Annotated in this window: 17 protein-coding genes and 1 other RNA gene; 7 read left to right on the top strand and 11 right to left on the bottom strand. The window is 38.7% G+C overall.

Annotation, left to right across the window (positions count from 1 at the left end; translation table 11 throughout):
* The first annotated feature begins 53 nt into the window (after nucleotides 1-53).
* Together B5X70_RS04755 and B5X70_RS04750 are read left to right on the top strand one after the other, a co-directional pair.
* Nucleotides 54-1,448, top strand: coding sequence for an alpha/beta hydrolase family protein (locus tag B5X70_RS04755; protein ID WP_079556739.1), 1,395 nt, complete (start codon nucleotides 54-56; stop codon nucleotides 1,446-1,448).
* Between the two features lie 13 nt (nucleotides 1,449-1,461).
* Nucleotides 1,462-2,361 carry an NAD(P)-dependent oxidoreductase gene (locus B5X70_RS04750; protein ID WP_079556738.1) on the top strand — a complete coding sequence of 300 codons (900 nt, stop codon included), beginning with the start codon at nucleotides 1,462-1,464 and terminating at the stop codon, nucleotides 2,359-2,361.
* A gap of 44 nt (nucleotides 2,362-2,405) precedes the next feature.
* Here the strand turns inward: B5X70_RS04750 and B5X70_RS04745 are convergent, their stop codons facing one another.
* From B5X70_RS04745 to B5X70_RS04730, 4 genes are all read right to left on the bottom strand, one after another.
* A complete protein-coding gene (locus tag B5X70_RS04745; protein ID WP_157666536.1) occupies nucleotides 2,406-4,559 on the bottom strand; it encodes a T9SS type A sorting domain-containing protein in 2,154 nt (717 codons plus the stop codon).
* A 268-nt stretch (nucleotides 4,560-4,827) separates the two neighbouring features.
* A complete protein-coding gene (locus tag B5X70_RS04740) occupies nucleotides 4,828-5,829 on the bottom strand; it encodes an alpha/beta hydrolase (protein WP_079556736.1) in 1,002 nt (333 codons plus the stop codon).
* Nucleotides 5,830-5,840: 11 nt separating this feature from the next.
* A complete protein-coding gene (locus tag B5X70_RS04735) occupies nucleotides 5,841-7,016 on the bottom strand; it encodes a THUMP domain-containing class I SAM-dependent RNA methyltransferase (protein ID WP_079556735.1) in 1,176 nt (391 codons plus the stop codon).
* 136 nt (nucleotides 7,017-7,152) lie between these two features.
* Nucleotides 7,153-7,659, bottom strand: coding sequence for a ferritin (locus B5X70_RS04730; RefSeq protein ID WP_079556734.1), 507 nt, complete (start codon nucleotides 7,657-7,659; stop codon nucleotides 7,153-7,155).
* Between the two features lie 256 nt (nucleotides 7,660-7,915).
* Here B5X70_RS04730 and accC point away from each other — a divergent pair, with 256 nt between their 5' ends.
* Nucleotides 7,916-9,427 (top strand): acetyl-CoA carboxylase biotin carboxylase subunit, encoded by a 1,512-nt coding sequence (gene accC / locus B5X70_RS04725; protein ID WP_079556733.1) that lies wholly within the window; start codon nucleotides 7,916-7,918, stop codon nucleotides 9,425-9,427.
* Between the two features lie 117 nt (nucleotides 9,428-9,544).
* Entirely contained in the window at nucleotides 9,545-10,051 is a 507-nt protein-coding gene (locus B5X70_RS04720) for an acyl-CoA carboxylase biotin carboxyl carrier protein subunit (protein WP_079556732.1), read from the top strand.
* Between the two features lie 6 nt (nucleotides 10,052-10,057).
* On the opposite strand, the gene B5X70_RS04715 is transcribed toward B5X70_RS04720, so the two are convergent.
* Nucleotides 10,058-10,918, bottom strand: a complete 861-nt coding sequence (locus tag B5X70_RS04715) for a histidinol-phosphatase (RefSeq protein ID WP_079556731.1) — start codon at nucleotides 10,916-10,918, stop codon at nucleotides 10,058-10,060.
* 126 nt (nucleotides 10,919-11,044) lie between these two features.
* Between B5X70_RS04715 and B5X70_RS04710 the strand changes: the two genes are divergently transcribed.
* From B5X70_RS04710 to B5X70_RS04700, 3 genes are all read left to right on the top strand, one after another.
* Nucleotides 11,045-12,622 carry a peptide chain release factor 3 gene (locus tag B5X70_RS04710; RefSeq protein ID WP_079556908.1) on the top strand — a complete coding sequence of 526 codons (1,578 nt, stop codon included), beginning with the start codon at nucleotides 11,045-11,047 and terminating at the stop codon, nucleotides 12,620-12,622.
* A gap of 501 nt (nucleotides 12,623-13,123) precedes the next feature.
* The gene (locus tag B5X70_RS04705; protein ID WP_079556730.1) at nucleotides 13,124-13,519 is read left to right on the top strand and encodes a thioesterase family protein; all 396 of its coding nucleotides are present in this window, start codon (nucleotides 13,124-13,126) and stop codon (nucleotides 13,517-13,519) included.
* 4 nt (nucleotides 13,520-13,523) lie between these two features.
* Nucleotides 13,524-14,105, top strand: coding sequence for a DUF2179 domain-containing protein (locus tag B5X70_RS04700; protein ID WP_079556729.1), 582 nt, complete (start codon nucleotides 13,524-13,526; stop codon nucleotides 14,103-14,105).
* Between the two features lie 354 nt (nucleotides 14,106-14,459).
* On the opposite strand, the gene B5X70_RS04695 is transcribed toward B5X70_RS04700, so the two are convergent.
* From B5X70_RS04695 to B5X70_RS04670, 6 genes are all read right to left on the bottom strand, one after another.
* Nucleotides 14,460-15,770: a YihY/virulence factor BrkB family protein gene (locus B5X70_RS04695; protein WP_079556728.1), complete on the bottom strand. Its 1,311-nt coding sequence runs from the start codon at nucleotides 15,768-15,770 to the stop codon at nucleotides 14,460-14,462.
* 29 nt (nucleotides 15,771-15,799) lie between these two features.
* Nucleotides 15,800-16,175, bottom strand: an RNA gene (rnpB, locus tag B5X70_RS04690) — RNase P RNA component class A.
* An 8-nt stretch (nucleotides 16,176-16,183) separates the two neighbouring features.
* A complete protein-coding gene (locus B5X70_RS04685) occupies nucleotides 16,184-16,813 on the bottom strand; it encodes an SPOR domain-containing protein (RefSeq protein ID WP_079556727.1) in 630 nt (209 codons plus the stop codon).
* Nucleotides 16,814-16,898: 85 nt separating this feature from the next.
* Nucleotides 16,899-18,950 carry an OmpA family protein gene (locus B5X70_RS04680; RefSeq protein WP_079556726.1) on the bottom strand — a complete coding sequence of 684 codons (2,052 nt, stop codon included), beginning with the start codon at nucleotides 18,948-18,950 and terminating at the stop codon, nucleotides 16,899-16,901.
* A 109-nt stretch (nucleotides 18,951-19,059) separates the two neighbouring features.
* Nucleotides 19,060-19,995 carry a PorP/SprF family type IX secretion system membrane protein gene (locus B5X70_RS04675; RefSeq protein ID WP_079556725.1) on the bottom strand — a complete coding sequence of 312 codons (936 nt, stop codon included), beginning with the start codon at nucleotides 19,993-19,995 and terminating at the stop codon, nucleotides 19,060-19,062.
* 61 nt (nucleotides 19,996-20,056) lie between these two features.
* Nucleotides 20,057-26,500, bottom strand: a complete 6,444-nt coding sequence (locus B5X70_RS04670; protein ID WP_079556724.1) for a T9SS type B sorting domain-containing protein — start codon at nucleotides 26,498-26,500, stop codon at nucleotides 20,057-20,059.
* Between the last annotated feature and the right edge of the window lie 70 nt (nucleotides 26,501-26,570).

Raw genomic sequence — 26,570 nt, 5'->3', positions numbered from 1 at the left:
TAACACCTCATGGAAGTTCCATTCGGCCAATTAATTAACTAAATTATTTTCGGATGAAAGCAACAGTTATTTTAATGGTTATATTTTTGACAACCATTGGTGTAAATGCTCAGGACGTATCAGGAAAATGGTACGGAATAGTAGAAGTTCCCGGAGCTTCGTTACCTATTGTTTTTAATATTGAGGAAACCGATGATGGATTTGTGTCAACCCTCGACAGCCCTGACCAGGGAGCTTATGGAATAGAGGTTAAAACAACAACATTTGTTGAAGGCATTTTAACAATTGAAATTCCAGGATTATTTCTGAAATACTCAGGAGAATTTGAAAACGAAGAAATTAAAGGAACATTTTCACAAGCGGGATTTGATACTCCGTTGATATTAACACGCAACGAACCTGAAAAAAAACCTTTACAAAGACCACAAGAACCCACTCCTCCATTTCCTTATCATTCTGAAGATGTGATTTTCAAAAATAAAGAAGCAGGAATTAAACTGGCCGGAACACTAACTTTCCCATACGGCAATAAAAAACACCCGGCAGTTGTTCTAATAACAGGTAGTGGTGCACAAAACCGGAATCAGGAGATTTTTGGACACAAACCATTCCTGGTATTATCAGATTATTTAACCCGGCATGGAATTGCGGTTTTAAGGTTTGACGATCGGGGTTATGGAGAATCGGAAGGCGATTTTTCCATTGCAACATCGCAGGATTTTGCATCCGATGTGCAAAGTGCTTTTGAATATCTTATGACCCGCCCGGAAATTGACAGCAAGCAAATTGGTTTGATTGGTCACAGCGAGGGAGGAATGATTGCTCCTATGGTAGCTGCAAAAAATGAAAAGATTGCATTTATAGTCCTTCTAGCCGGAACCGGCATGAAAGGAAGTGATCTGCTGCATCTTCAAGTTAAACTAATTAGCCGCGCCTCCGGAATGCAAGAATCTGAAATAGAGAAGTCATTAAAAATTAACAGGAATGTTTTTAATATCGTCAGCAAGACTGAGGATATTAATGATTTAAAATCAAAACTCGAGATCTATTACAAAAGTATCCCATCCGAACAAATACCGGGAGGAGTAATAACTGACGACATTATTAACTATCAGGTTAACATGTGGGCAACGCCCTGGATGCGGTTTTTCTTAAATCACAATCCCATAAACCCATTAAAGTTGGTGAAATGTCCTGTATTAGCAGTGAATGGTGAAAAAGATCTTCAGGTTCCTCCAATCGAAAATTTGCAAGCCATAGAAGAAGCTCTTTTACAAAGTGGCAATAAAAGCTATAAAATTGTGAAGTTTGATGGATTAAACCATCTTTTTCAGGAATGTGAAACGGGTTTACCTTCTGAATACAGTCAAATAGAGCAAACTTTTGCCCCGGTTGCTTTAGATGAGATAACCAAATGGATACTTACCCAAACAATATCCATTCCATAAAAATGAAATTATAATGTTTAGAAAACTGGTAGCCATTGAACCTATCGGCTTAGTTCCTCAGGCTGAAATTAAATTGAAGCAATTTGCCAAAGAAATAATAATGCATCAGGACATTCCCAATGGCTCGAATGAAATAGCTTTACGTATTGGCGATGCCGATGCGGTTTTATTAAGCTATACCACCACACTTGATTCTGAAACTTTGAAAAAATGTCCCAATGTTCAATACATCGGAATGTGTTGCTCGCTATACTCTCCCGAAAGTGCCAACGTGGATATTCGATATGCAGAAGAAAATGATATATCTGTAACAGGAATTCGGGATTATGGTGATGAAGGAGTAGTTGAATATGTTTTAAGTGAATTGGTTTGTTGTTTGCACGGTTTTGGAGCCCACTCCAAACCATGGTTTGGAATGCCTTCAGAAATAACCGGTTTAAAAACCGGCATTATTGGTATGGGAAAAGTTGGGGGGATGATTGCCGATGCACTCAGCTTTTTTGGTGCAGAAATATCATATTTTTCACGTAGTGAAAAACATGAAGCCAATGCTAAAGGCTTTCGTTACATGCCGCTCAATAATTTACTGTCGCACAACGATGTCATCATTTGCTGTCTCAACAAAAACACGGTTCTTCTTCACAAGGAACAATTCAGACATTTAGGAAATAGAAAAATTCTTTTTAATGTAGGATTATCTCCCGCATGGGATGAAAAGGATTTTAAAAAATGGATAAATAATGAAAATTTATGTTTCTGCGACTCCATTGAAGCTTTGGGAGGAGAAAATCTGGCCAATCACCCTAACGTGAAATGTATGGGTATTTCATCGGGAAGAACAAAACAAGCATTTGAGCGACTAAGTGAAAAAGTGCTCAAAAACATAGAAGAGTTTATTCAGAATAAAGAATGATGCCGAAAATCGGCATCACTCCTTCATATTGACCTAATAATTTACTACTTAACAATTGCTTTTCGATATTCTACCTGATTTTCATCTGATCTTAAACTAACAATGTATACTCCAGAAGGAAGTTTGGCAGTTTGCAGCAAAACTGAGTGATTTCCGGCAGGTTTAAATCCTGAAAATATGGTTTCTATAAAAACTCCGTTTAGTGCATGCAATTTTATGTCTACATCAGTTCCTTTTTGTAAATCAAACAATACACTGGTTGATGTTCTGAAGGGATTTGGATATATTTTTAAATCTGAATTAAAAGAATTGACTTCATTAATTGAAGTTACTCTATCGTCAGAAAATATCATAAAATACATCAGGGTTTGAGTAGTTCCATTATTGGAATTGATGCCGGTTTTAATAACATCACCTTCCGAAACTTCTTTTTCATAAAGAGTAAGAAATCTTTGCGTAGTTGCATTTTCCTGAACAACTATAGACATGTCTGTTTCTGTGTAATCAGAAAGCCATGCAGGCTTAGTCTGAACCCGATCAGCATGTGCAATATACAACACGCCGTTCTTCTTCATCTTAAACTCTGCGTATGCATCAAGATGTGTATAAACACGTGAGTTCATTGCTGTTTGTATCCATTCACGGCCAACCAGACCTGTCGGAATAGAAGCGAATGTAAATGCTCTGTCCCCAAAGACAACCTGACCTTCATCTAAATCCGACATAATACTCCAATTTTCTCCATTTAATGCTTCGAAAACAACTAAGTTTTCAAAAAACTCTCCGTCCCCTAGCTCAACCTTCTGAATTCCACCATGCTCATCCTCATTAAAAATTACGAAATACATTAAACTATTGGTCGTACCATTGTTTGAATTGATTCCCAAATTGATGAATTCACCTACTTCAATTTTTCTTCGGTAAACAGAAAATGTTCTTTGCGTAGCTTCATTTTCCTGAACAACAACAGACAAGTTGGTTAAATCATAATCCAATAACCATTCGGGCTTATCTGAAACCCGATCAGAATGTGCGACATAAACATATCCGGATTTAACCACTTCAAACTCGGCATATGTATATGGAAACGTCAAATCTCTGGAGTTGTTAGCTGTTTGAATCCATTCAGCGCCATGTAGAGTCTCTGGAATGCTTGCAAAAGTAAATGACCGATCACCATAAACTACATCACCCTCATTTAAATCAGACATGATATTCCAACCTTCATAATTATATGTTTCATAAAGGATTAAATCTTTAAAAAAGACTCCATCACCTAATAACACCTCTGAGGGCGGAGGAACAGCGCCATTTACAAAAACTCCACAATTTCTGGTTCGAACCAGCTGAACATTGGGATTGCCATCCACAACCGTACCACTCATCACAAAGGTATCATGTGCATCTTCAAGAAATATTCCCTGCCGGGTGCTATTGGCAATATCCACATGCTGGATGACACAATCCCCACTTCGGGAAACGCTAAAAAAACCTCTTCCCGAATGGAGAGAATAGAGACTTTCAACCCTAATGTTGGGTCCATTATCGTTAGCAACCCTAAATGTAGCATAACCACCACTTTGATTATTATATGTACCAACAACAGAGCCAATGACTGCATTTTTCGATTCATTTAACAGAAGTCCACAACCGGCTGTATGGTGAGCTTCAATCTGTTCTATTTCTATTCCGTCGATTCCATAAGTTTCAAAAGCGTGTCCACGTGTATTTTGGATGTATACTTCTCCGGTAACCTTCAGATTTCGTGTTACAACCAAATTAGCATACCGATCATTATCTATACGTACGCCACCTGCCGGACCTGAAAATTCCAATCTGATATTGTGCAAATGAATATCGGAACAACCATGAAACAACAAAGAGTGTGTAGGACTCCCGGTCATGTGAAGGTTACGAATGGTCACACCGTTCACATGGTATCCACGCAAATTTCCGGATGAATGAATTTCGTGTGAATGAAAATCAATTGTTTGATTCTCTCGTAAATGAATTCTTCTGGATAATGTCGCACTGTTTCGAATGTTTATGACACCCGCACCCATTTCATCTATTGCTTTTTGTAAAGCATCATCAAAAAGGTTACCTATATAAACATCCGTCCCATCAATACTGGTTGTCCATGTGTCAACCTCTCGCGATATTTCAGAAACGGATTGTGCAGAAAGATTTATGGTCAAGATAAATAAACAAACCGTTATAAGACTCTTCATACGCATAATATACTCCTCATTCATTAAAATTAAACTATACACAGAATAATAACACCACCAAAACTGAAGATGGGCTGCTTAGCTCATCTTAAAATGTAGGTTGCATAGTTTGTTTACAGAAGAGGATGAGTCATCGCACTTCCTGACCCCTTTGTTAGTCGTAAAAGTAATACTTGCCCATTGTTTTTACAATATTTCACACTGCAAAGAAATGGAGAAGAGTTAAAAAAGACAATTAGTCTACATTTGCATTCAAAATGTCATCAATAAAAACTTCCAGTGCAAGCTTTACTGCATCAATATCTCCAGATCGCAGGTGACAGCCAATTACATGGTCTGCTGCCTCGGGGATAGCTTGCTTCAATTTTAAATGCGACGGGGTGGATAACTCATCAAACATTTTCAACATGGCATCAACACGAACCACATCATCTTTTTCCTGTTCGTTTTTGTAGTAATAAAGCATTAATGCTGGTTGAAATACCCTTTTAAAGACAGTTGGCTTCATGGCTATTTTGAGGAATTGCTGGAGTTCAGCCACTGCATTTAAGCTGTACTGACGATACCAATATTTATCGTACCACTCAGCAGGGTGATCTGAAATTGTTTTGTTACTTCCCGTAATTGCTCTCCCCAGTTGAAGTCCCCAGGGTTGATTCATAATCCATATATTAGGGTCGTTGACCCTAATATTGGGTGAAAGCAAAATAATGGCATTCACATCATCAAAATGAGAAGCCATCAATAAGGCTAATGAAGCACCGGTAGAGGTTCCCATCAGAATAATCTCATCTCCCAATGCTCTGGCAATTGAAAGGTATTCAAGGGCATCATCCCAAAATTTTTGAACAGAAAAGTGCTGCATGGGCAACGTATCTGTTAAACCGTGATCATATAGTCGGGTAAGTAAAAGATTGGCTCCTACCCTATCTGCAACATGACGATGAACGGGATTTCCCTCCTCGTGACTGGCACCAAAGCCATGGAGGTAAACTAAAACCTGTCTGGTGCGAGCCTTGGAGGAGTCGCAAACCCATACTATGGAGGCTTCGTTTTTGGGCTTAATGGATAAGTTTGATTCACGAGCGGTCAGTATTGCTTCGGCTTCTAGTGTTGTTTTGGGCGTTTTCGGAACAAAGGTGTGATACAATGGTGTTTCAGGTTTGGGCCCTAGAAACAATACCAAAGCAAAAGTCAATAATATACCTGCGAAAAAGTATTTTGTACCACGTTTCATTAGTCTGGAAATTATTCTCCCCTACTCTCGCGAATTTTCTGAAGAGAGCGGTTTACTCGTTTTTTCGATCCTTCGTATAATCCAAATTTATGAAATCCACATTTTAAAGCGCCATTGAAAAGCGTATGCTTTTCAGATGGTTTAAGCCCCACCAATTTTAAAGCCTCCAGATTGGAACTAATAATCCACGCCTCCCAACCGGTGTATTCATGCTTTAGTTTGGTTCCCACCCCTTCGTACAAAACAACAATATCTTTGGTTTTCAGTCTCTCATCGTATGGCGGATTCATCATAAGGACACCTCCTTTTCCTATCGGATGGGTTTCACTAAATGGAGATACCTGAAAATCGATGTATTGTTTCAGCGAAAAATCTAACGCAGATTGCCTTGCGATGTCTATGGATTTCTTCGATATATCACTTCCTGTAATTCTGCATTCGGGACGCTTAACTTTACTTTTGACTTCTTCGAGAACATTTTTCCACAGCTCCGGATCAAAGTTGTTCCATCTGGAAAACCCAAATTCATTTCGGTTGATGTTGGGAGCCATATTGGCCGCAAACATGGTTGCTTCCATAACGATGGTTCCCGATCCACACATAGGGTCGTGAAACGGACGAACGCCATCCCACCCCGATAAGAGAATCATTCCGGCAGCCAGCACTTCATTAATAGGAGCCGGATGCTCGCCTCCCCTGTATCCCCTTCTGTTAAGTGGCTCACCAGAACTATCCATCGACAAGGTAAATTTATCTTCGGCCACGTGGACATTTATCAGCAAATTGGGTCGCTCCACATCGACGGATGGTCGCTTTCCGGTGCTTTCCCTAAACTGGTCACAAATGGCATCCTTTGTCTTAAGCGCTACATATTTAGAATGCTGAAAGTATTTCGAAAAAACAACAGCATCAATGGCTAAGGTCTGATCATTGCGTAAATAAGGTGCCCAATTGAACGCTTTCACCTTTTCATACAATTGTTGCTCATCTCTGGCTGTAAAAGTAGTTAGCGGTTGAAGAATTCGGATGGCCGTACGCAGACACAAATTACTTTTGTACAACAACTCTTTGTTGGATTCAAAAGAAACCGCTCTTTTTAAAATTTTAATATCTCTGGCTCCCATCTCTTCCAGCTCTTTAGCCAGAACGGGTTCCAGTCCGTGAAAAGTTTTAGCAACAAGTTTCAAAACAGGTATTTTTAAATGAACTTTTATGATGCAAAAATAGTAAAATCATCGGTTAAATCGATTTAAATAAAACAGGTTAAACCTCAAAAAAGGTTTAACCTGCAATTTGTTCTATATGTCTGCTAAATGGATAAAACTATTCCGCCCCTGGCTCGCTTTCAGTTCGCATGGAGAGGATATCTCGGTCGAAAAGATACAATCCACCATCACCCAACAGATTAAGTTTGTCAATAATAGTCTGGGCAGAAGCCTCCTCCTCAATTTGTTCCTCCACAAACCACTGAATCCAGTTATGTGTGGTAAAGTCCTTTTCGCCTAAACATACACCAACAATGTCATTGATGGACTTTGTAACATACTGCTCATGTGACAATACCTGCTCAAACATCTTATGAACATTATCAAAATCAACCGGGGGCTTTTCAAATGCCGGGATAATGGCTTTACCACCTCTTTCGTTAACATATGCAATAAATTTAAGCATATGCATACGTTCTTCATCCGCTTGTGCATACATCCATTTGGATACACCTTCCATTCCTTTGGTTTCGGCCCAACTGGCCATGGCTAAATAGAGGTTGGATGAATAACCTTCTTTTTCTATTTGCGCTACCAAAGCTTTTTCTACTTTCTTATTAAGCATGGTTAATTAGTTTAATTGGTTTATCAATATTAATTCAAAAAACAGTGAAAAGTTCAATTATATCAACTAAAATGCCTAATTTGGAATTATTCTAATTAAACAATTTGCAAACTGGAATGTTTCATTAGTTGGATGTTACAAAAATGTAACATTCTGACACATGAATAAATTACTGATTATACAATCATTAAATGCATTCACTTTGTAATGTTGTAAAATTATCTGAACTTCCCCTTTAATAAAATCAAATTGCTTTATGATAAAAAAAATTCTTGTAGCAAACAGAGGAGAGATCGCAGTAAGAATTATCCGTACCTGTCGCGAAATGGACATAAAAAGCATAGCCGTTTTCTCAGACGCAGACAGAACTTCGTTGCATGTGAGATATGCTGATGAAGCATACCGCATTGGTCCTCCTCCATCGGCAGAGAGTTATTTAAATATGGATGCAATCATCAAGATTGCCAAAAAATCAAAAGCAGATGCCATACACCCAGGTTATGGCTTCTTATCTGAAAATGCAGAGTTTGCAGAAAAAGTACGGAAAGCCGGACTCATTTTCATTGGTCCATCAGCGGAAGCCATCATAGCCATGGGAGATAAAATGAGAGCCCGTGAACTGATGCAAAAAGCTGAGGTACCGGTTGTTCCCGGTACAGGGGCCCTGCCCGATGATGAAGCACAAATAAAACAATTGGCATCAAAAATTGGCTATCCTGTCATGATTAAAGCCTCAGCAGGTGGGGGTGGAAAGGGGATGCGTCTTGTTCATTCTTCTAAAGATTTGATCAGTTCATACCGACGCGCCCGATCTGAAGCGGCTTCAGCCTTTGGAAACGATGCGGTTTATTTGGAAAAATATCTGGAAGAACCTCACCACATTGAATTTCAGATTTTGGCAGACAATCATGGAAATGTTATTCATCTGTTCGAGCGAGAGTGTAGCGTTCAGCGTCGACATCAGAAAGTAATTGAAGAGACTCCTTCCCCATTTTTAACAGAAGAAACCAGACAGGAAATGGCAAAACATGCCATTTCAGCAGCTAAGTCAGTTAATTACTCCGGAGCAGGAACCATTGAGTTTCTCATGGACAAGCACCATCATTTCTATTTCCTCGAAATGAACACACGTTTACAGGTAGAACATCCAATTACCGAGCGTGTGACAGGAGTTGATCTGGTAAAAGCGCAAATTCACATTGCCAACAATGAGCCGTTACATCTTCAACAAGAGGAGTTAAAGCAGTCAGGACATGCCATAGAAGCCAGGATATATGCCGAAGATCCTTACCACAATTTTATGCCGGGTTCCGGATTGATTCGTCACATTTCAGAACCATTAGGACTTGGTATGCGAACCGACGGCTATGTTTTTGAAGGCTATGAAGTTCCGGTTTACTACGATCCGCTTATTTCGAAACTGATTATTTGGGCACCCACACGGTCCGAAGCTATTGACAGGATGAAGCGTGCCTTATATGAATATAAAATTACAGGCATAAAAACCAACATCGCATTTATTCAGCGCATTATGGAGGCCAAAGATTTTATTGATGGTAATTACAACACACATTTTATAGAAGAAAATCTGGACTTTTTATTACAACCATCAGAGCAATCTAAAGAGATTGAAGATATAGCCATGATCATAGCATATCTTGATTACCAAAACAAACAAAATAAGCGTAAGGATTTCGTGACTCATCAACAAAAACATCATTCCAATTGGAAAAACTTTGGACGACTGTTCCGACACAATCCTTACTAACAATCTGTCTAAATTATAATTGTAGCCATGAAACGAGCCGTGTGAGAGAGTATTTTAAACAAGGATGTAACTCCAGGGCGAGTCTCATGTGGCCTTAAATAACTTAAACATAGACACATGAAAATGATGGTTCAAAACGGTAAAATAAATAAAACCGTTAAAGTAATTGAAAAAGAAGGTGATATATTTAAAGTATCCATAAATAATAAAGTTTATGAACTTGATGTTGTAAAAGCAGCGGAAGGGGTTTATTCAATTTTATATAAAGGTCGTAGTATCGGCATGGAGATGATTGAGAGTGGTGAGGCAGGCAATTATAAAGTTAATACTTTGCATAATTACTTTGAGTTAAAAGTCATTCCAGCAATTCTATCCAGCACCAACGGAAATGCTAAAAAATTGAAAAACCTACTGGTGAAAGCGCCTATGTCCGGAAAAATTGTGAAACTTAAAGTAAAAAAAGGAGATACAGTAGAAGCCGGCACTCCGCTCATAGTACTTTCGGCCATGAAAATGGAAAACGAAATCACGAGTGAGATAGCAGGAACTGTTGAGAAAATCGACGTTTCAGAGGAAAGCCTTGTCAAAGAAGGACAATCCCTGATACATATTAAAAGCAATTAGATTATGTTATTCCCATTTAATGCCCTTTTCATTAAAGGGCATTGGAATAAACTTTCCGTCCTTCCATTCCATCAGCCTGGTATAGCCTGCTTCCATCAATAATTTAGCTACCTGAGAGAATCCTGAAGTCAATTTCTCCGGGTCATGGGCATCACTGTTAATGGTAACCGGGATATCATTTTCAAACATCCATTTAAAATGCTTATGATCCGGGAAAAGCAAACCATTTTTGGCAAAATATTTGGTATTTATCTCTACTATAACATTTTTATCTTTAGCCATTAACATGGTCTCACGAACCAGTTCAACGTACCAGTCATCATCCTCATTAAAATGCTGTTTAACAACATTATGCATTCGTATTTTATCCATGTGACCGATGATGCTTGGAGGCTGATAACGGAGCATCTCCATCTGTAAATGAAAATATCGCGTGACAGCGCTTTTCACATTTCCGTTAAAAACTTCAGCAATACCTTGTTCAAACTCTTCATTGCTGTTATCTATTGACCAATGTTGGCCGGATGGAAACTGATCAACGTAATGAATGGAACCAACAACATAATCCAGTTTGGCCGACAAAATGTCGGGGTGCAGTGGACCAGCAATATCCGGAATGTAATCCACCTCCAGAGATTTTAGTACCAGAAGGCCATTGAAATTTTTACTTTGCAGTTGTTCAATATCCAAAAGGTATTGAGGAAGTTTATCTTTAGGCATTGTCCACCCGGTTTCAAAAGGAACCGGTGCGTGACAAGAAAATCCGATAATCTTCATCCCCTGCTCCAAAGCGGCGGGTATATATTCTTCCGGTGCTTTTCGCCCGTCACAATAAAAGCTATGTCCGTGATAATTGCTCCAACTCATAACATCATCTTTACATCTAACTTCAAAGTACGCAAAATTCAACCAAATAAAAAAGTAGAATTATCAGGGACATTAAATGGATGGCCGAAAAAAAACCGCTATTTTTGCAGCCTCAAAAAACAACAGATGACATTTAAAGAAGAAATACAACGTCGGCGAACTTTTGGAATCATCAGTCACCCCGATGCCGGAAAAACCACTCTTACCGAGAAGTTATTGCTTTTTGGAGGCGCCATTCATGTAGCAGGAGCCGTAAAATCTAATAAAATTAAAAAAACGGCCACCTCCGATTTCATGGAAATTGAAAAGCAACGAGGAATCTCCGTTGCCACCTCGGTCATGGGATTTAATTATAACGGATACAAGGTTAATATACTTGATACGCCTGGTCACCAAGATTTTGCAGAAGACACTTACAGGACACTTACTGCAGTTGACAGTGTAATCATTGTAATTGACGGAGCCAAAGGTGTTGAAGCTCAAACCCGCAAACTTATGGAAGTTTGCCGTATGAGAAAAACTCCGGTAATTGTTTTTATTAATAAATTAGACAGGCCCGGAAAAGATGCTTTTGAACTATTAGATGAAGTAGAAGAAGAATTACAGATAAAAGTGCGCCCATTGGCATGGCCAATGGGCAATGGCGATCAGTTTAAAGGTGTTTACAACATTTTGGAAGAGAACCTCTATCTTTTTTCACCTAACAAACAAGTTTTAGAGGATGGCATTGAGATCTCCGACATCAACGATCCTGAAATTGAAGAGTACGTAGGTAAAACAAGTGCTTCAAGTCTGAGGGAGGAATTGGAACTTCTGGAGGGAGTGTATCCGGAATTTGATAAAAACGAGTATCTGGCTGGCAACCTAGCTCCTGTTTTCTTCGGTAGTGCATTGAATAATTTTGGCGTAAGAGAATTACTGCACGCATTTTTAAAAATAGCCCCCTCTCCTCTTCCTTCTAAAGCAGAAGAGAGAGTTGTTGATGCTTATGAAGATAAATTCACCGGTTTTGTGTTTAAAATCCATGCCAACATGGATCCAAACCACAGAAACCGTCTGGCATTTGTAAAAATTTGCTCCGGGCACTTTAAACGAAACACCAACTACTTGCATATCCGACAGGGCAAACAGATGAAATTCAGTAGTCCCACAGCATTTATGGCCGAAAAGAAATCAATCATTGATGAGGCATTCCCCGGCGATATCGTCGGGATTCCCGATTCAGGAAATTTTAAGATCGGAGATACACTGACAGAAGGCGAAATTCTGCACTATAAAGGATTGCCAAGTTTTTCACCTGAACTCTTCAGGTACATTGAGAATGCAGATCCAATGAAAGCCAAGCAACTTGCAAAAGGCGTAGATCAGCTAATGGATGAGGGTGTTGCACAACTATTTATTAATCAATCCAATGGTCGAAAGATAATTGGTACTGTGGGAGTTCTTCAATTTGAAGTCATTCAACATCGTTTGTTGCATGAATACGGAGCTTCATGTAGATACGAACCAATTAACCTATATAAAGCTTGTTGGATAACCTCCGATAACAAAGCTGAATTGGAAGACTTTAAAAAACGGAAAACCCAATACATGGCCAAAGACAAACATGGCCGGGATGTATTTTTAGCAGACAGCTCCTATATGCTGCAAATGGCTCAGGAAAATTTTAAAGATATTCGTTTTTATTTTACCTCCGAATTTTAAAACGCTTCATTTATTTTCGTGTTAAAATAAATCATTATCGCCATATTGGTGGGATGAATATCTTATAGGGGTCATGACCAATCTTTTATTAAATGGCATTATTACTACATCAAAAACCGAAATTCTATTTAGGGTAAAACATCATAGATATTAAGTTTGATATATTCCTAATCATTACTGTCCGGTAAATTTTCAGACAAGATGCTAAAATGCCTGCAAATTGTTGTGTCCCTAAAGGACACTTGAAATTGGGGGTTAATTTTTCTTTACCGATATTCTGTACCGACGGCACAGTCCCGTTTGAGACTAAAGATCGGTAAAACAATTAGTTGAAAAAAAAACTATTGCCCCGTTAGGGACAAAACAACTTTTTACCGGACACTAATCATTCCTAATAAATACTTAAAAACATATGTTGGAAGTTTGTTATTACTAGGAATAACTATAAATTTGAGTGAATAGTATAAAAATAACAATTGAATGTCTTAATAAGGATCACATATGAGTACAAACAAAATAGAAGAAGGCTTACGACTGACATTGGAGAAAAGAGTTGATGAAGAGGATTTGGCAAATAGACTGGGAACTTCTGGTGTTAAAGCATTTTCGACGTCAGCACTTATTTTGTTTATAGAAAAAGCTGTGACCAACCTCATTAAGCCATATTTAGACGAGAATAAGGAAACTGTTAGTTCCGAAATTAATGTAAAACATTTTAAGCCGGTTGGTAAAGGGGAACTAGTGCGGTGCATGGTTCATCTCAAATTTATAGAGAATAACAAGTTGTTTTTTGATGTAGTTGTATTGGATGAAAGTCTTGAAGAGATTGCCATTGGTGCTCATAGTCGATACGTAGTCGACATTGAACTTTTTCACGCTTCAATTGTAAAACAATAGCTTGATGGAATTTTACGATACTTTCTGGTTTACATGGGTTATTATACCTTTTCTGATATTTATAGCACGTGTTTCCGATGTTACCATCGGAACACTGCGTATCGTTTTCATTTCCAAAGGATATAAGATACTTGCACCGATATTGGGATTTTTTGAAGTATTCATTTGGTTACTGGCCATGGGGAAAATATTCCAGAATCTTGATAATTGGATGTATTACGTAGCATACTCAGCCGGATTTGCAGTGGGAAACTACATCGGCTTAATAATAGAAGAGAAACTGGCACTAGGATTCATGAACCTTCGCATTATAACTCACGAGCAGGGAGATGCATTAATCAAACGACTTGCAAACGAAGGTTTTGGTATTACTTCTTCAGAAGCACAAGGTACAAGATCAAGGGTAAACATTATCTATTGTGTTATTAAAAGAAGCGATTACAAACTGGTTGCGGATATCATACAGGAATATAACCCGAATGCCTTTTACACACTCGAAGATATAAGGTTTGCTAATATGGGCGTATTCCCTGTCAGGTCAATGATGCGAGGCAATGGAAATTTTCCATGGCGAAAAGGGAAATAGTTCCTAAAACAGCAGTATTTTCTTGCAAAAAACCTTTGAAACCATTATATTTGTTATAGGTTCATTGAAATAAAGAGCGGAACAGAATCAGGTTTAGTTACTTGAAAATAAAACCGCATCAACTGCTAGTGATTGTTAAACTCAACACTAATAACATACCGAGAAAGCTATCCTTTTCAAGGACAGGCCTCAACCTTCGGGTTGCTTTTCGGAGCACAGAGGATCTTCGCGATTAGGGTGCACTCAAATTCCTGTCATTTAGGAGTTTAATTAGTCTCAGTTGATGCGGCCCCATAAAAAAAGCAGCATAAATATGCTGCTTTTTTTGTTTTATAATTGTGATATAATGTATCACTACAAATCCCGTAATAAAACATTCTCCTTCATTTCTGATTTCTGTTTTGAGAAGGCATCAAGAATATCTTTTAAAGTTTGGTAACCTTCAGATTCCTCGAAATGGAAATCCGACGAACCATGTGATTCTATTTTATCAATGACACAATTAACAGACATTTTATCGATGTCAAATGCTGGGGCATAACCTATATCTCTGTCGTCATCAATCGATAATACCTCCACTAAAACACCTGCTTCTTCGAGTTTCCTTAGAAGTTCAGAAACCAAACGAATTGGCAGCTTAAGACTAACCGAAATTTCACTCATAGTTGGGGCAGGTTTCTCATCCCTGAATGCATCAACCAGATATTTTACAACGAGTAAACTAACCAAACGTCGATAATGAAAACTCATTTTCTGGGTATCAGCTTCAAATTCAAAACTCTTTTCATTCTGAAAGGCGTACGATAACTCTGCCCCTAACAAAACAATAAGCCAAGATATGTTCATCCAAATCAAAAATAACGGCAAAGCGGCAAAACTACCATAAATGGCATTATACTTCGACATTCCTATCTGAAAGGTAATATATGCAAACTGAACAAGGAGAAACAGAGAACCGGCAATGAATCCTCCAAAGAAACCGGCAGTAGGTTTAACCTTTGTGTTTGGCATCAAAATAAACATCAAGGAAAACACCATCCAGATGGCGACATAAGGTGAGGCCCAAACGATGATTGGTGTGGCAATACGGCCTACATCAAAAATCTCGATGCTATTGGTAATAAAAACCAAAAAACTGGAGGAAAGCATCAATAAAACGGTAGCAACCAAAACAAACGATATGTAATCGCTGAATTTGCGCACCATCGTACGGGCATGCTTTACATCCCAAACATCATTAAAGGATTCTTCGATGCTACCTAGAATTTTCATTACACTCCAAAGAAGAATCACAATACCAATCCCTGCAATCATTCCCCCCTGCACATTGTCGAGATAGCTGAGAGCAAATTCCTGTACCCAAATCATCACCTCCTCATGGCCTGTAAGTTTTGACTGAAGTTCTTCTTCAAGCCGCTCACGAAAACCAAATCCTTTAGCAATTGCAAAGACCAGAGCTACAACTGGCACCACAGATAAAAGCGAGTAATAAGTAAGTGCAGATGCCTTCACCTGACAGTTGTCTACCATGAATCTTTTAATGGCAAGGACAAAAATGCGGAAAAGTCGGATGGTCAAATATTGCCGCTTAGACGTTTTTTCTTTCCTGATGCGCCAAATATCCTCCTGCACAAATTTCTTTACCTGATCTATTTTATTTTTCACGTGCGAACAATTAAAAAATTAGGAAAAGAAAAAGCAGCAAGTCTGTAAGCCGGATTCTGTACTGATTAACAGTGTCTGTCATTTATCTAGGATTGCAGTCACCCACAATCTCCAGCGACCTACCCTCCCCGGCTGGAATCAACAGGGCGAGCAACCCTGCTTCTATAAAGAAACCGGGGTATACATGGTCTTGCAACACGTGTGACGTACGGCTTCCGATGTCACCACCGGAACCGGTGAGCTCTTACCTCACCTTTTCACCCTTATTCCGGCAAGCCGGAACGGTTATTTTCTGTTACGCTGAAATACCCTCACGAGTATCTTCCCGTTAGGAAGCACGTTGCTCTTTGTAGTCCGGACTTTCCTCTGCAAACGACAGTTTGCAGCGACAGACCGACCTGCTGCAATATATTTTATTCTATACGATACCTTTCATACTGATCAAATCTAACCAGAAAGGCATCCGGGTAACCTTTTCTTTTTACCTCTTCCAATTCCTGAACAGCAACGTTTCCGCGGAAACGTCCGGTTGTGTATCTAAAGATACGATCCTGCATATAGAACTCATATACATTATCAAATTGCTCAAATTCGGAAACATAAACCGGAAACCTGTAGGCTGCTAGCTGAATAGTATATTCCAAACTAGGATCAGGTACAAATCCATCAACTCCTGTTGACTGATAATTACTTCCTTTCAAAGTTATTCTTCTCAAATTTAAAACAAAAGCATCCTGATAACCTTTAGCTTTCATTTGATCCAAATCACTAGCAGCTTCTGAAAATGTACTGTATTCCCCTACTGTGTAACGTACAAACCCATCGGTTGATATAAACTCCCTTGCTACATCAATATCATTGAAAAACCCAGGATTTCCGGGTGGCTCTGCTAAGGCCAAAATCTGAATGGTAAAATATGGTGCAGTAATATCATGCACTGTAATTATTCTGCGAGCTGAACGTAAATGCTCAAGTTTGTCACCATAAGCAAATATCGTGCAAAACAACAGTGGAATTATAATAATGCTCTTTATCAGGTTCATCACTTTAAATTTTGTATTAGGTTCAATCTTCAAAATTCGACATTTTCATTCAATTATGAAAGTTCAATGGTTTCAAAAATTGATATTATTGCAAAAACCGCCAGATCACAACTTCCACACGTCGGTTTTCCAAATGTTCAGAATCACTGCATAGCTTGCCTCTACTGCAATTATTTAATAAATATCTTTCTCCATAACCTCTGGCAATTATATTATTTCCAGAAATACCCTTAGATACAAGATATGATTTCGCAGTTTCAGATACATTCTGTGAAGTGGTAAGGTTATTCATCCGATCACCTCGTGCATCTGTATGCGCATTAAGACGAATTACAACATGAGGGTTGTTTTCTAAATAACCTGCCACTTGATCTAAAATTCTGTATCCTTCCTGGGTAATTTCGGAACCAACATATGGTATAATTAAACCACTGATTTCATTCAGCGCAGCTTCCCTGAATATGCGAGTAAGGGTAATACCATTTCTCTCAATCTCTGTTAATTCGAGAATATTGGCGACAAGTTTTCGTGTATGATATTCTGATTTAGAAACCTCAATTTCAAACTCCTGTCCCTCTCTTCTGTAACTATCAGGAATGGTAATCAAAAACCGACCATTAGAACCGGTTGAACCACGAGCAACAACACTGCCTGTAAAAGAATCTAAAAGCCGAACTGACGCATTTTCTAGGGCATCCTCATCAAAAGAACTATTAACTATTGTTCCAAAAGATGATGGAAACATCGAAAGATCAATTGTTGGCTCCTCAATTACAGGTTCTTCAATAATCGGTTCTTCAATTACAGGCTCAGGTTCTGGTTCTGAATCGGGCAATCCAATGACAGGAATAGCGTCGATAGGTTCACTTTCAATCCTTTCTTCCTGTTCACGCAGTCTTACAGAATAAAATTCATCGTTATCACCATCTCCCCTTCTGTTAGTTGAAAAGAACCCATGTGATGGATTTTCCGGATTAATAACAAAAGCAAAATCATCAAAGGAAGAGTTCATAGGCTGCATCATATTCTCAATGTTTCTCCAGTTCCCATTTACATTGGAAGCTTTAAAAACATCAAGACCGCCGAAACCAATGTGTCCATCACTTGAAAAATATAATACATTATCCTGACTAATAAACGGGAATACCTCATTTCCAAATGTATTAACTTCTGGTCCAAGATTACGTGGCGGACCATAGTTTCCTCTGCCACGAATTTCAACCATATAAATATCCATACCTCCATAACCACCCGGACGATTTGAAGCAAAATAAAGAAATTTCCCGTCGGGCGATACGGCAGGATAACCAGTATCGAAATCGTTGCTATTGAATGGAAGTTCTCGCTCATTTACCCAGTCCCTTCCATCATGCTCTACTGAAAAAATCTTGAATACAGATCCTCCACGAACTCGAACAACACGGGTATAATACATTCTTTTTTGATCAGGAGAAAAAGAAGTTGCTCCTACGTGTTCAGGAAAAACCAGATTTTGAGAAAAAAGTCTCCGTTCAGATGAAACACTACCATTGGTAAGATCTGAATAATATAAGTCTAACATACTTCTTCCTGTACGGTCGCGGCGTCCTCGCTGACCTTCATCTTCGGGCGATGCAGAAGAATAAACAACTCCATCACCATAATATTGTAATCCAAATGACTGACCAAACGTAGGAATTAACGATGGCAGAACATTAACATCCTGATCAAATATTGGGTTAGCAAGCGCCCATTCACAAGCCCTGATCAGCTCATCTATTTGACCTTGAATTCTGGGATTTTCAGGTCTTGCTCGTCGGTATAAGTTAATTGCTCCTTCATAAAAACCAATTTTATGAGTGCTCGAAGCGTATAGAAAAAGATAGTGACCGGTTAAATGATCTTCCAATTCAGAAAAAATACTCCACGCTTCCATGATGTTATTCCGGTCGTAATGACAATGTGCAACTTTGATCCTGGATTCAATATCAAGTTCATAGCCACTAGCAACAATTCTTTGAAATAGTTGAAGCGCTTCATAGTACTCTCCCCTGTTGTACTCATTATTAGCCCGGCGTAATAGAGCTCCCTGACTCCAGGCAAGCGTAGAGCTTAACAGAAAGAGAAAAATAAATATGGACTTTAGGTATGGTCTCATCTCGTAAAGATTTATTTTCTATAGATTTTCAGATGTATCCAAACTTCTTAAAAAACATCTGTGATATTATTTAACTATACTGCGTATCCTGAATTCAGGATACAACCAATTAGAAATACCTGATTGAACGCATTCCAGGCCTCCGATTGAATGAAAAATCAAATTGGAGACTTATTTCATGTGATCCAAATTTTGCATGTCTGTTCATAGAATTAAACGGATAATCTGCCGAATATCTGACTGTAAATTGTCGATTAATGATATATTCCAACAAGAATACCATATCGGATATGGAACGATAGGCCAACCCCACCCATACCTGATCAGCCAAAAGTACAGATGTGGAAACATCAAAAACCAAAGGCGCGCCATAAACTTCTCTAATCATAAGCGTAGGTTTAACTTTCACAGGATGCCAGTCAAACACATAACCTCCATACAAATATTTATGTATATTCTTATAATCTATAGAGTTCTTAAAGCCTTCGCTTCTTTCATCAAATTGATCAGTAAAAAATTTAGGGATAGAAAAACCAATAAAATAATCATCAGCAAAATAATAAGCACCAAAACCAAAATTGAAATTCAATTTTGTTTCCTTACCTGAGAACAATGGATCTTCGTAGTCGATGATAACTGCGTCGGTTCCATCATAAATCATTGAACTTAGTCCAAACTGAAGACCAAATGAAAGAAACTTTTCATCTCGATCCAATTGGAGTTTATATGAAGCAGCACCAAACAAATCCAATGTATTGGTAAATCCAATGCGATCATTCACGATGGACAATCCAAGGCCGACATCGGTATCTTCAATTGGACCGTGTACATTTAAGGCCTGGTTCATAGGAGCACCATCCAAACCAACCCATTGACTGCGATGAATCATCAGTCCGCTAATAATGTCCCTGGTACCATTGTAAGCAGGGTTTAACAAACCCTGATTGGCAATGTAATGGTTGAATTGATATTGATTTTGACCAATGATCATTCCTCCACCCACAGTCAACATTAAACCTATTAATATCAGATACTTTTTAATCATAATATAGGGACTTAATTGCAACAGGTTTAAACCTGTTGCAATTGGGTTACTATCTTAATTCTTATCTTCTCAATTCAATAAATCCGCTAAAGGTTCTGTTAATTAACTCTTCATCAATATAAACCTTTACACTAAACACATAAAAATAGACTCCAACAGGTAGTTCTTTTCCAATAGAAACCATGTCTCCTGAATTGGCGGTTCCATCCCAATCGTTATTATACCATCGACCTCTGCTTCTATAAACAACAGTTCCCCAACGATTGAACACTTCTAAATTAGACTCATATGTGTTGTCCAATCCTTGTATGATGAAAAAATCATTTAAGCCATCACCATTTGGTGAGAAAGCATTGGGTAAAATAAACGATAAACGTTCATCAATATCCTTGTTTCCAACAACTATTGTAATGTTTGCAGTGTCATAACGATTCTGCAATCCAGGCTGAGTATTTCGTACACTGTATTGAACTGAATCGATACCGAAATAACTAACCTGGAGCTTAGAATATGATACTTCACCAGTCTCAGTATCAATTGACAATTCAGCTATTGGAACATTGGCAACATCGTTATCCAAATACAAAGTGAATCGTTCAACCTCAGCCTCCAACATCGGGTCAATGAGCATAAATTCTAGATGACCTTCATCAAGGAATGGATCAAATCGGTCATTTCTGGCAACATCGATAATTCCAGAGAACCTGTCTATACCAAGATAGAACACATCATCATTGGCTCTAAAATCAGGCAATTCACTGTCAATATGTATGATGTTATCCATAAACGCCTCACAATCGCTGGTTTCGTGTTGCGCAACAACAGAATAATAACCAGGGATATCGATGTAGCCAAAGTTGACAGGCGAACCAGTACCAGGACGGATATAGTTAATATCATCAAATATAAATCGTCCATTTCTGAGCAAGAAATACCATACTCCTGCCTCTGAGCCACTAAGCACAAATTCCTGTGAATCAGTGGTACGTGTAAGACGGAATATTTCTGGTGATGGTAACGCGGTTACGGTGAATTGAGGTTGATCAACGGTAACGCAACCAGAACTAACGACTATTGAATAATCGGTTCCTTCCAAAGATCCGGTTAGTTCATCAAATGAAACAAAACCGCCATTACCACGTCTGGTAAATTGATACATCATTCCAAATGGAGTATCCATGTATAAATCATAATAAACCCCAGGTTCAGTATTACCAATTTCAATTGAGATACCAATACCATCGGAACAGTATTCGGTGCCATAAGGGAATGAAACTATGGATTCTCTTCCTGAAATTATATTAACCAGAACTTGATTACTATATGAAGGACACTGACTTCCAGGAGTCTCTGCAATAATACCATAAAGTGCAGAGCCTTGATCTTCTATAATCCATTCCAATGTTTCGCCATTTCCTTCAAGCATTCTCTCCTCAAGCTTATTACCATCTATTGATAGATAATAGTTAACTCCCATTGCACTTTCAGATAGAGTTAAAGTAACTGAACTGACGCAACCATCTTCGCTTTTAGTAAGTACGCCAATCGCAGGAACATCTTCTATAATTATATCAAAACTAGTTACTTCAACTTCACAAGCCCCATTATATGATGCGTAAATGGTATAATCGCCAGAGTCAGTAATACTACCAAACAATATGCTGCTTTGAGTAGTGACAGGAATGCTACGGACTAAATCATCATCATGATACAATGAATAAAGGACTCCACTTTCAACACCAGATAAATGAATCTCTGCGTAACCACAATCGAAAGGATTGTCATGCCCTGTAATCGTTATACCTGATACATTCGGGAGATCCCTCATTTCAACATGAACTTCTCCATTCATGCTGGAAGTACATCCAAACTGAGAGCGGGCAAATACGGTATAATAACCTTCAACAACTACTGGTAAAAATGCCAGAGGTTCATCGATGACCTCATTTCCTGTTGTAATGGTTTGTTGAAGGGATTTGAACCCATCAGTTTCAGAACGGAATTGAAGGATATAAGTGGTGTTTGGTTCCATACCATTTAAATAAATCCTTGCTTCATGATCACCACAAAATGCTTCATCACCATACAACTGGAAAGCAACCGGTAAAGGATGGAATGTTACCTCAAATGAACTTCCTATTTGAGCGGGACATATACCATTATCTCCTCTTACATAATATTGACCTTCACTATATATTTCGTTAAAAATAATTGCATCACCATCACCGTCACGAGTTTCAACAGGAATATCATCTCCCATCCTCCATAACTCATAATTGACACCCACCTCTGAACCACTTAAACTAATAATTGCGCCCCCCTCACCTTCACAAAGATTATCGAATCCAGTTACCTCAAACTGACGTATGGCCCCGGGCACATCGATGTGAATATAATCATCAAAATCATCATATATCAATACAGAACAACCATTTCTAATCGCAATGATATTATAATAACCATCTGAATCAATAATGCCATTAAAGCTAACTGATGATCCATCGGGTGTTAGTGTGAAGTTATTTGTTGAGTATAAATTTCCATCTTCATAACGCAGCAGTTCGTAGAAAACACCAATCTCTGGATTTACTATTTCCACAACAACCGGGTCACAATTTTCATCCCCTATAATTATATTTATATCAATTGCAGTGTCAGGCAATTGAATAACGTCAATAACAAGTCCTTCTTCATTAAGTATTCTTGAACAACCAGTTAAATTATTAACAGCCTCAACAAAATAAGTGCCTTCAGCATCTATACCGGTAAATTCAATGATACCACCATCGCCGGATTGACTATCAATAGGATCACTGTCGCCAATAAGATATAAATTATACGTAACACCAGGTTGGGAACCATCCACAACAATAGTGCCTGTTTCTCCTTCACAGAAACCACCGGCAGGTATTGAAAAAACAGAATAAATGTTAGGCAGATCATCCTGAACAATCTCAATTGTTGCAACGATTCCTATACAATCATTTTCAGTGAAACCGAAGACAGTATATGTGCCAGCAACATTAACCAATCCATCAAAGGCACGTGTTTCTGCATCATCTTCAGGAAGAGCAGGTAGTTCTGCTACAATATTTGTATTACGTTGCAACTCATACCGTACATTAGCCTGAGAACCAATAAGTCGGATTTCAACACCATCACTTCCTTCGCAGAAATGTCCATTGTTGTCAGCCTCAATGCCTCTTGGCTCAGGCAATGGATTCATAATAATCTCTGTCGCAGACATTGGATATCGGCATCCACTACCCACCTCTATAAATACCTGATAAACACCAGGTGCTGTGTACATTCCAAAGTTAATCTCACCGCCATCTTCGCTTACTACTTCTTCTTGAAGTAAACCTCCATAATACAATTGATAATTTACTCCTATTGTGGATTCTGCAAGATATAAGCTAACACCAATTCCGCCTTCACAAAAGGCGCCATTCTCGGGATCGGTTAGTAAGTCATAAATATCTCCAACCGGTGGTAAATCCAAATCAACTTCTCCATTCATCCATGAAGTACATCCCGTTTCGGGATTTGTAGCAAGAATGGTATAAACACCAACCATATCAAAATCACCAAATATAAGATCGCCACCAGTTCCAATAACATTTGAACCAGCTAATGGCATTCCATCCCTGTATAAGGTATAGATAAAATCTTCCTCTGAACCAAGCAGTTCAATTGTAACAGGACATTCAGTTACAACTCCATTAGGTGTAACATCAAAAATAACCGGTGTTGCTTCTTCAGTTACAGTTACATCATCAGGGAACCAAATATTAGGCTCTACACCAATTAGACGAGTTGCACGAACACGATAAGTGCCAGCAGGAACATCGTTCCAAACTAAGACATCGGATTCTACAACTCCGGTTGCAAAAGGCGTATCCAGATCAGAAATTTCATAAAGGTCGTATCTCACACCTTCCTCATAATTATTCAGAAAAAGCTGAACACCTGATTCATCAGCACAATAATAAGGATCTTCAGGTAGAATATCGAATACTATCGGAAGTGCATCAACCATGATTTCTATTGTATCACTCCTGGTGATACAACCAAATGCTGAACGAGCATCAACATAAACAAAATCACCGTCCTCAGGATTCAGAAAATCATAAGTATTGTCAGTAATCCATCCTTCAGGCACTTGTACATCGTTTATAAAGAATAAAAATTCTATACCATTACCTGTCGCTTCAAGTGTAACATCCTGTCCTTCTGAAATATGGTTTGAAGGTAACACGTTAAGTGTTACTTCAGGATTTGGATTGACAGTCATTATTACACTTGGTGAAATCCCGTTACATGAATTTTCATCTCGCACAACTACATATACTTCATCACCATCCTGAAGATCAGAGGTTGTATAAGTGTTGAGTTCTCCATCCTGAACCTCTATATCACTACCATCTCTAAGAACAAAGAATCGATAGTTCCATCCCAAACCAGCCGTGGCAGTAAAGATAACCTCTTCCCCTTCACAAATGGTTTCATCGGTTGCATCAACATTCAGATTTACTGTTGGAACTGGATTCACAATTAGTTGTCTCACATCTGAAGTAGCTACACAACCAAATTCATTGGTTATAATAACATAAATTTCGTCTCCATCTGCAGGTGGGAAGTGTTCAAATACAGGGTTTGTTGTTTCGCCTTGAGAATTGCCGTTTAGGAAGAACTCAAAGAGTTCTCCGGCTGATGCGGTAAAACGCACAGTTTCATTGGCACAATGTTCAGGTCGGTTTGGTGAAACAGCCATTGTTGCAACGGGTGTATTAACCTCCATTGTAACAGAAGCTTCATTAAAACAACCATTGGCTCCTTCACCCACAACTCTCACTACCTGCCCATCTACTAAACTATTTGTTGTCCAGACATTTCCATTTCCAAAGTCCTGAACCAAATCACCATCAAGATAGAATTGATAATCAACACCTCCACCAGCAGTAAATATAACGTCTTCACCTTCACAAGCAATGTCATTTGTCTGATCGCTTTCCAGAGTAATTTCAGGTAAATCACGTATTTCTATGGTCAAAGGTCCAGTTAGCGTAGAACAAAATTCTGAGCTGGTTCTAACCGAGACCAAATCGCCATCGACGAAATTAGAATATTCAAATATATTGGATTCGGAATTCTGAATAGAAGTCCCATTAATTCTGAAATCGTAATTGACATACCCCGGTGTTGCTTCTATTGTAATGGTTTCTCCGGAACAAACATCGTTTAGATCGGCTGAAAGCGATACTACAGGTAATGGATAAATGGTCATTGTAATCTGCTCTGTATCCACACATCCATTGGCATCTGTAACTTCAACTAAAACAATATCTCCATCAGATAAATCGGAGGTAGTATATGTGTTTAATGCTCCCGGCCCTTTAACAGAAGAACCATTAACAAAGAATTCATAAGAAACACCTCCACCGGCAGAGAATGTAACAGATATTCCTTCACAAACGGCATCATCGGTAACATTAAGTGCAGCTGTTGCAAACGTAACCACCACTTCGATGTCCATCGGATCACTGTCGCAGTTTCCATCATTAACGATAACGGTATAAGTACCTGCATCAGCATTTTCATCTGCATTATTAATAATCAGTGTATTGTCTGAACCGGTTTGGATGGTATTTCCATCAAATATCCATGTGTATGTATATACACCGGTTCCTCCAATAGCTTCAGCAGTTAATGTAAGGTCTCCACCTCTACAAACCTGATGTAAAGTTGCATGTGGAGAGTCGCTATCTAATGAGGAAATTACAGGACGCTCATTTACTGTGACATCAATTTCAGCAGTAGCACTTCCACAACCATTGGCATCTGTAACCACAACAGTGTATGTACCTGAAGCTAACAAGCTAACATTATTTAATTGAGGCTGTTCCTCATCTGATTCAAAATTATCAGGCCCTTCCCATTCAAAGTTATAAGGACCGGCACCACCGGAAACGGTAACTTGTAAAGTAAAATTGTCTCCTTCGCATACGGCGAAATCTGCCATAGGTGTAACCTCGGGTGCAGCGTTGATCGCAAAGCTAATCTCTTCAAAATCTTCACAGCCGTTTTCATCTACAATGTCAACTCTTAATGTATAAATACCGGCAGATAAAGTTGGATCAGTGGTGTATTCATTATTAGCTGACATGGCTTGAACAACTCCAATCCCAGGTATACTAAACTCGTAAGAAACTCCTCCACCAGCGGTGTAAGTCTCAGAAGTGTTTTCACAAAAAATTGCTGCTCCATCCAAAGTAGCAGATGCTTGGGTTACAACAACAGTTAAGGATGCCGGATCGCTTTCGCAACCGGTGTCGCTGTCGATGGCAACTACAGTATATTCAACTGCATCAGTAAACTGTGCATTGGTTATGGTGTAAGTTGAATTCTCTTCTCCAGCTATTACAACGCCTGCACGGTACCAACGGTAAACATAATTACCGCTTCCTCCCGACGGTGTAGCTTCCAACTCAAGATCTTCTCCCAAACAAACCTGATGTTCGGGACTATTATCACTATCAATAAGAACAGTCGGATTCTCATTTACAATAAGTTCT

Origin of the sequence: Alkalitalea saponilacus, assembly GCF_900168165.1 — a bacterium.
In the GTDB taxonomy this organism is placed as follows: domain Bacteria; phylum Bacteroidota; class Bacteroidia; order Bacteroidales; family Marinilabiliaceae; genus Natronoflexus; species Natronoflexus saponilacus.
Note: the sequence above shows the minus strand (reverse complement) of the source record. Positions and strands in the feature narration are given on the sequence as shown.

Coding starts and splice junctions, on each gene's coding strand:
- B5X70_RS04710 (WP_079556908.1), top strand. CDS start 11,045: ATGACATTTAAAGAAGAAATACAACGTCGGCGAACTTTTGGAATCATC.
- B5X70_RS04685 (WP_079556727.1), bottom strand. CDS start 16,813: ATGAACCTGATAAAGAGCATTATTATAATTCCACTGTTGTTTTGCACG.
- B5X70_RS04705 (WP_079556730.1), top strand. CDS start 13,124: ATGAGTACAAACAAAATAGAAGAAGGCTTACGACTGACATTGGAGAAA.
- B5X70_RS04730 (WP_079556734.1), bottom strand. CDS start 7,659: ATGCTTAATAAGAAAGTAGAAAAAGCTTTGGTAGCGCAAATAGAAAAA.
- accC (WP_079556733.1), top strand. CDS start 7,916: ATGATAAAAAAAATTCTTGTAGCAAACAGAGGAGAGATCGCAGTAAGA.
- B5X70_RS04675 (WP_079556725.1), bottom strand. CDS start 19,995: ATGATTAAAAAGTATCTGATATTAATAGGTTTAATGTTGACTGTGGGT.
- B5X70_RS04755 (WP_079556739.1), top strand. CDS start 54: ATGAAAGCAACAGTTATTTTAATGGTTATATTTTTGACAACCATTGGT.
- B5X70_RS04715 (WP_079556731.1), bottom strand. CDS start 10,918: ATGAGTTGGAGCAATTATCACGGACATAGCTTTTATTGTGACGGGCGA.
- B5X70_RS04700 (WP_079556729.1), top strand. CDS start 13,524: ATGGAATTTTACGATACTTTCTGGTTTACATGGGTTATTATACCTTTT.
- B5X70_RS04740 (WP_079556736.1), bottom strand. CDS start 5,829: ATGAAACGTGGTACAAAATACTTTTTCGCAGGTATATTATTGACTTTT.
- B5X70_RS04750 (WP_079556738.1), top strand. CDS start 1,462: ATGTTTAGAAAACTGGTAGCCATTGAACCTATCGGCTTAGTTCCTCAG.
- B5X70_RS04720 (WP_079556732.1), top strand. CDS start 9,545: ATGAAAATGATGGTTCAAAACGGTAAAATAAATAAAACCGTTAAAGTA.
- B5X70_RS04680 (WP_079556726.1), bottom strand. CDS start 18,950: ATGAGACCATACCTAAAGTCCATATTTATTTTTCTCTTTCTGTTAAGC.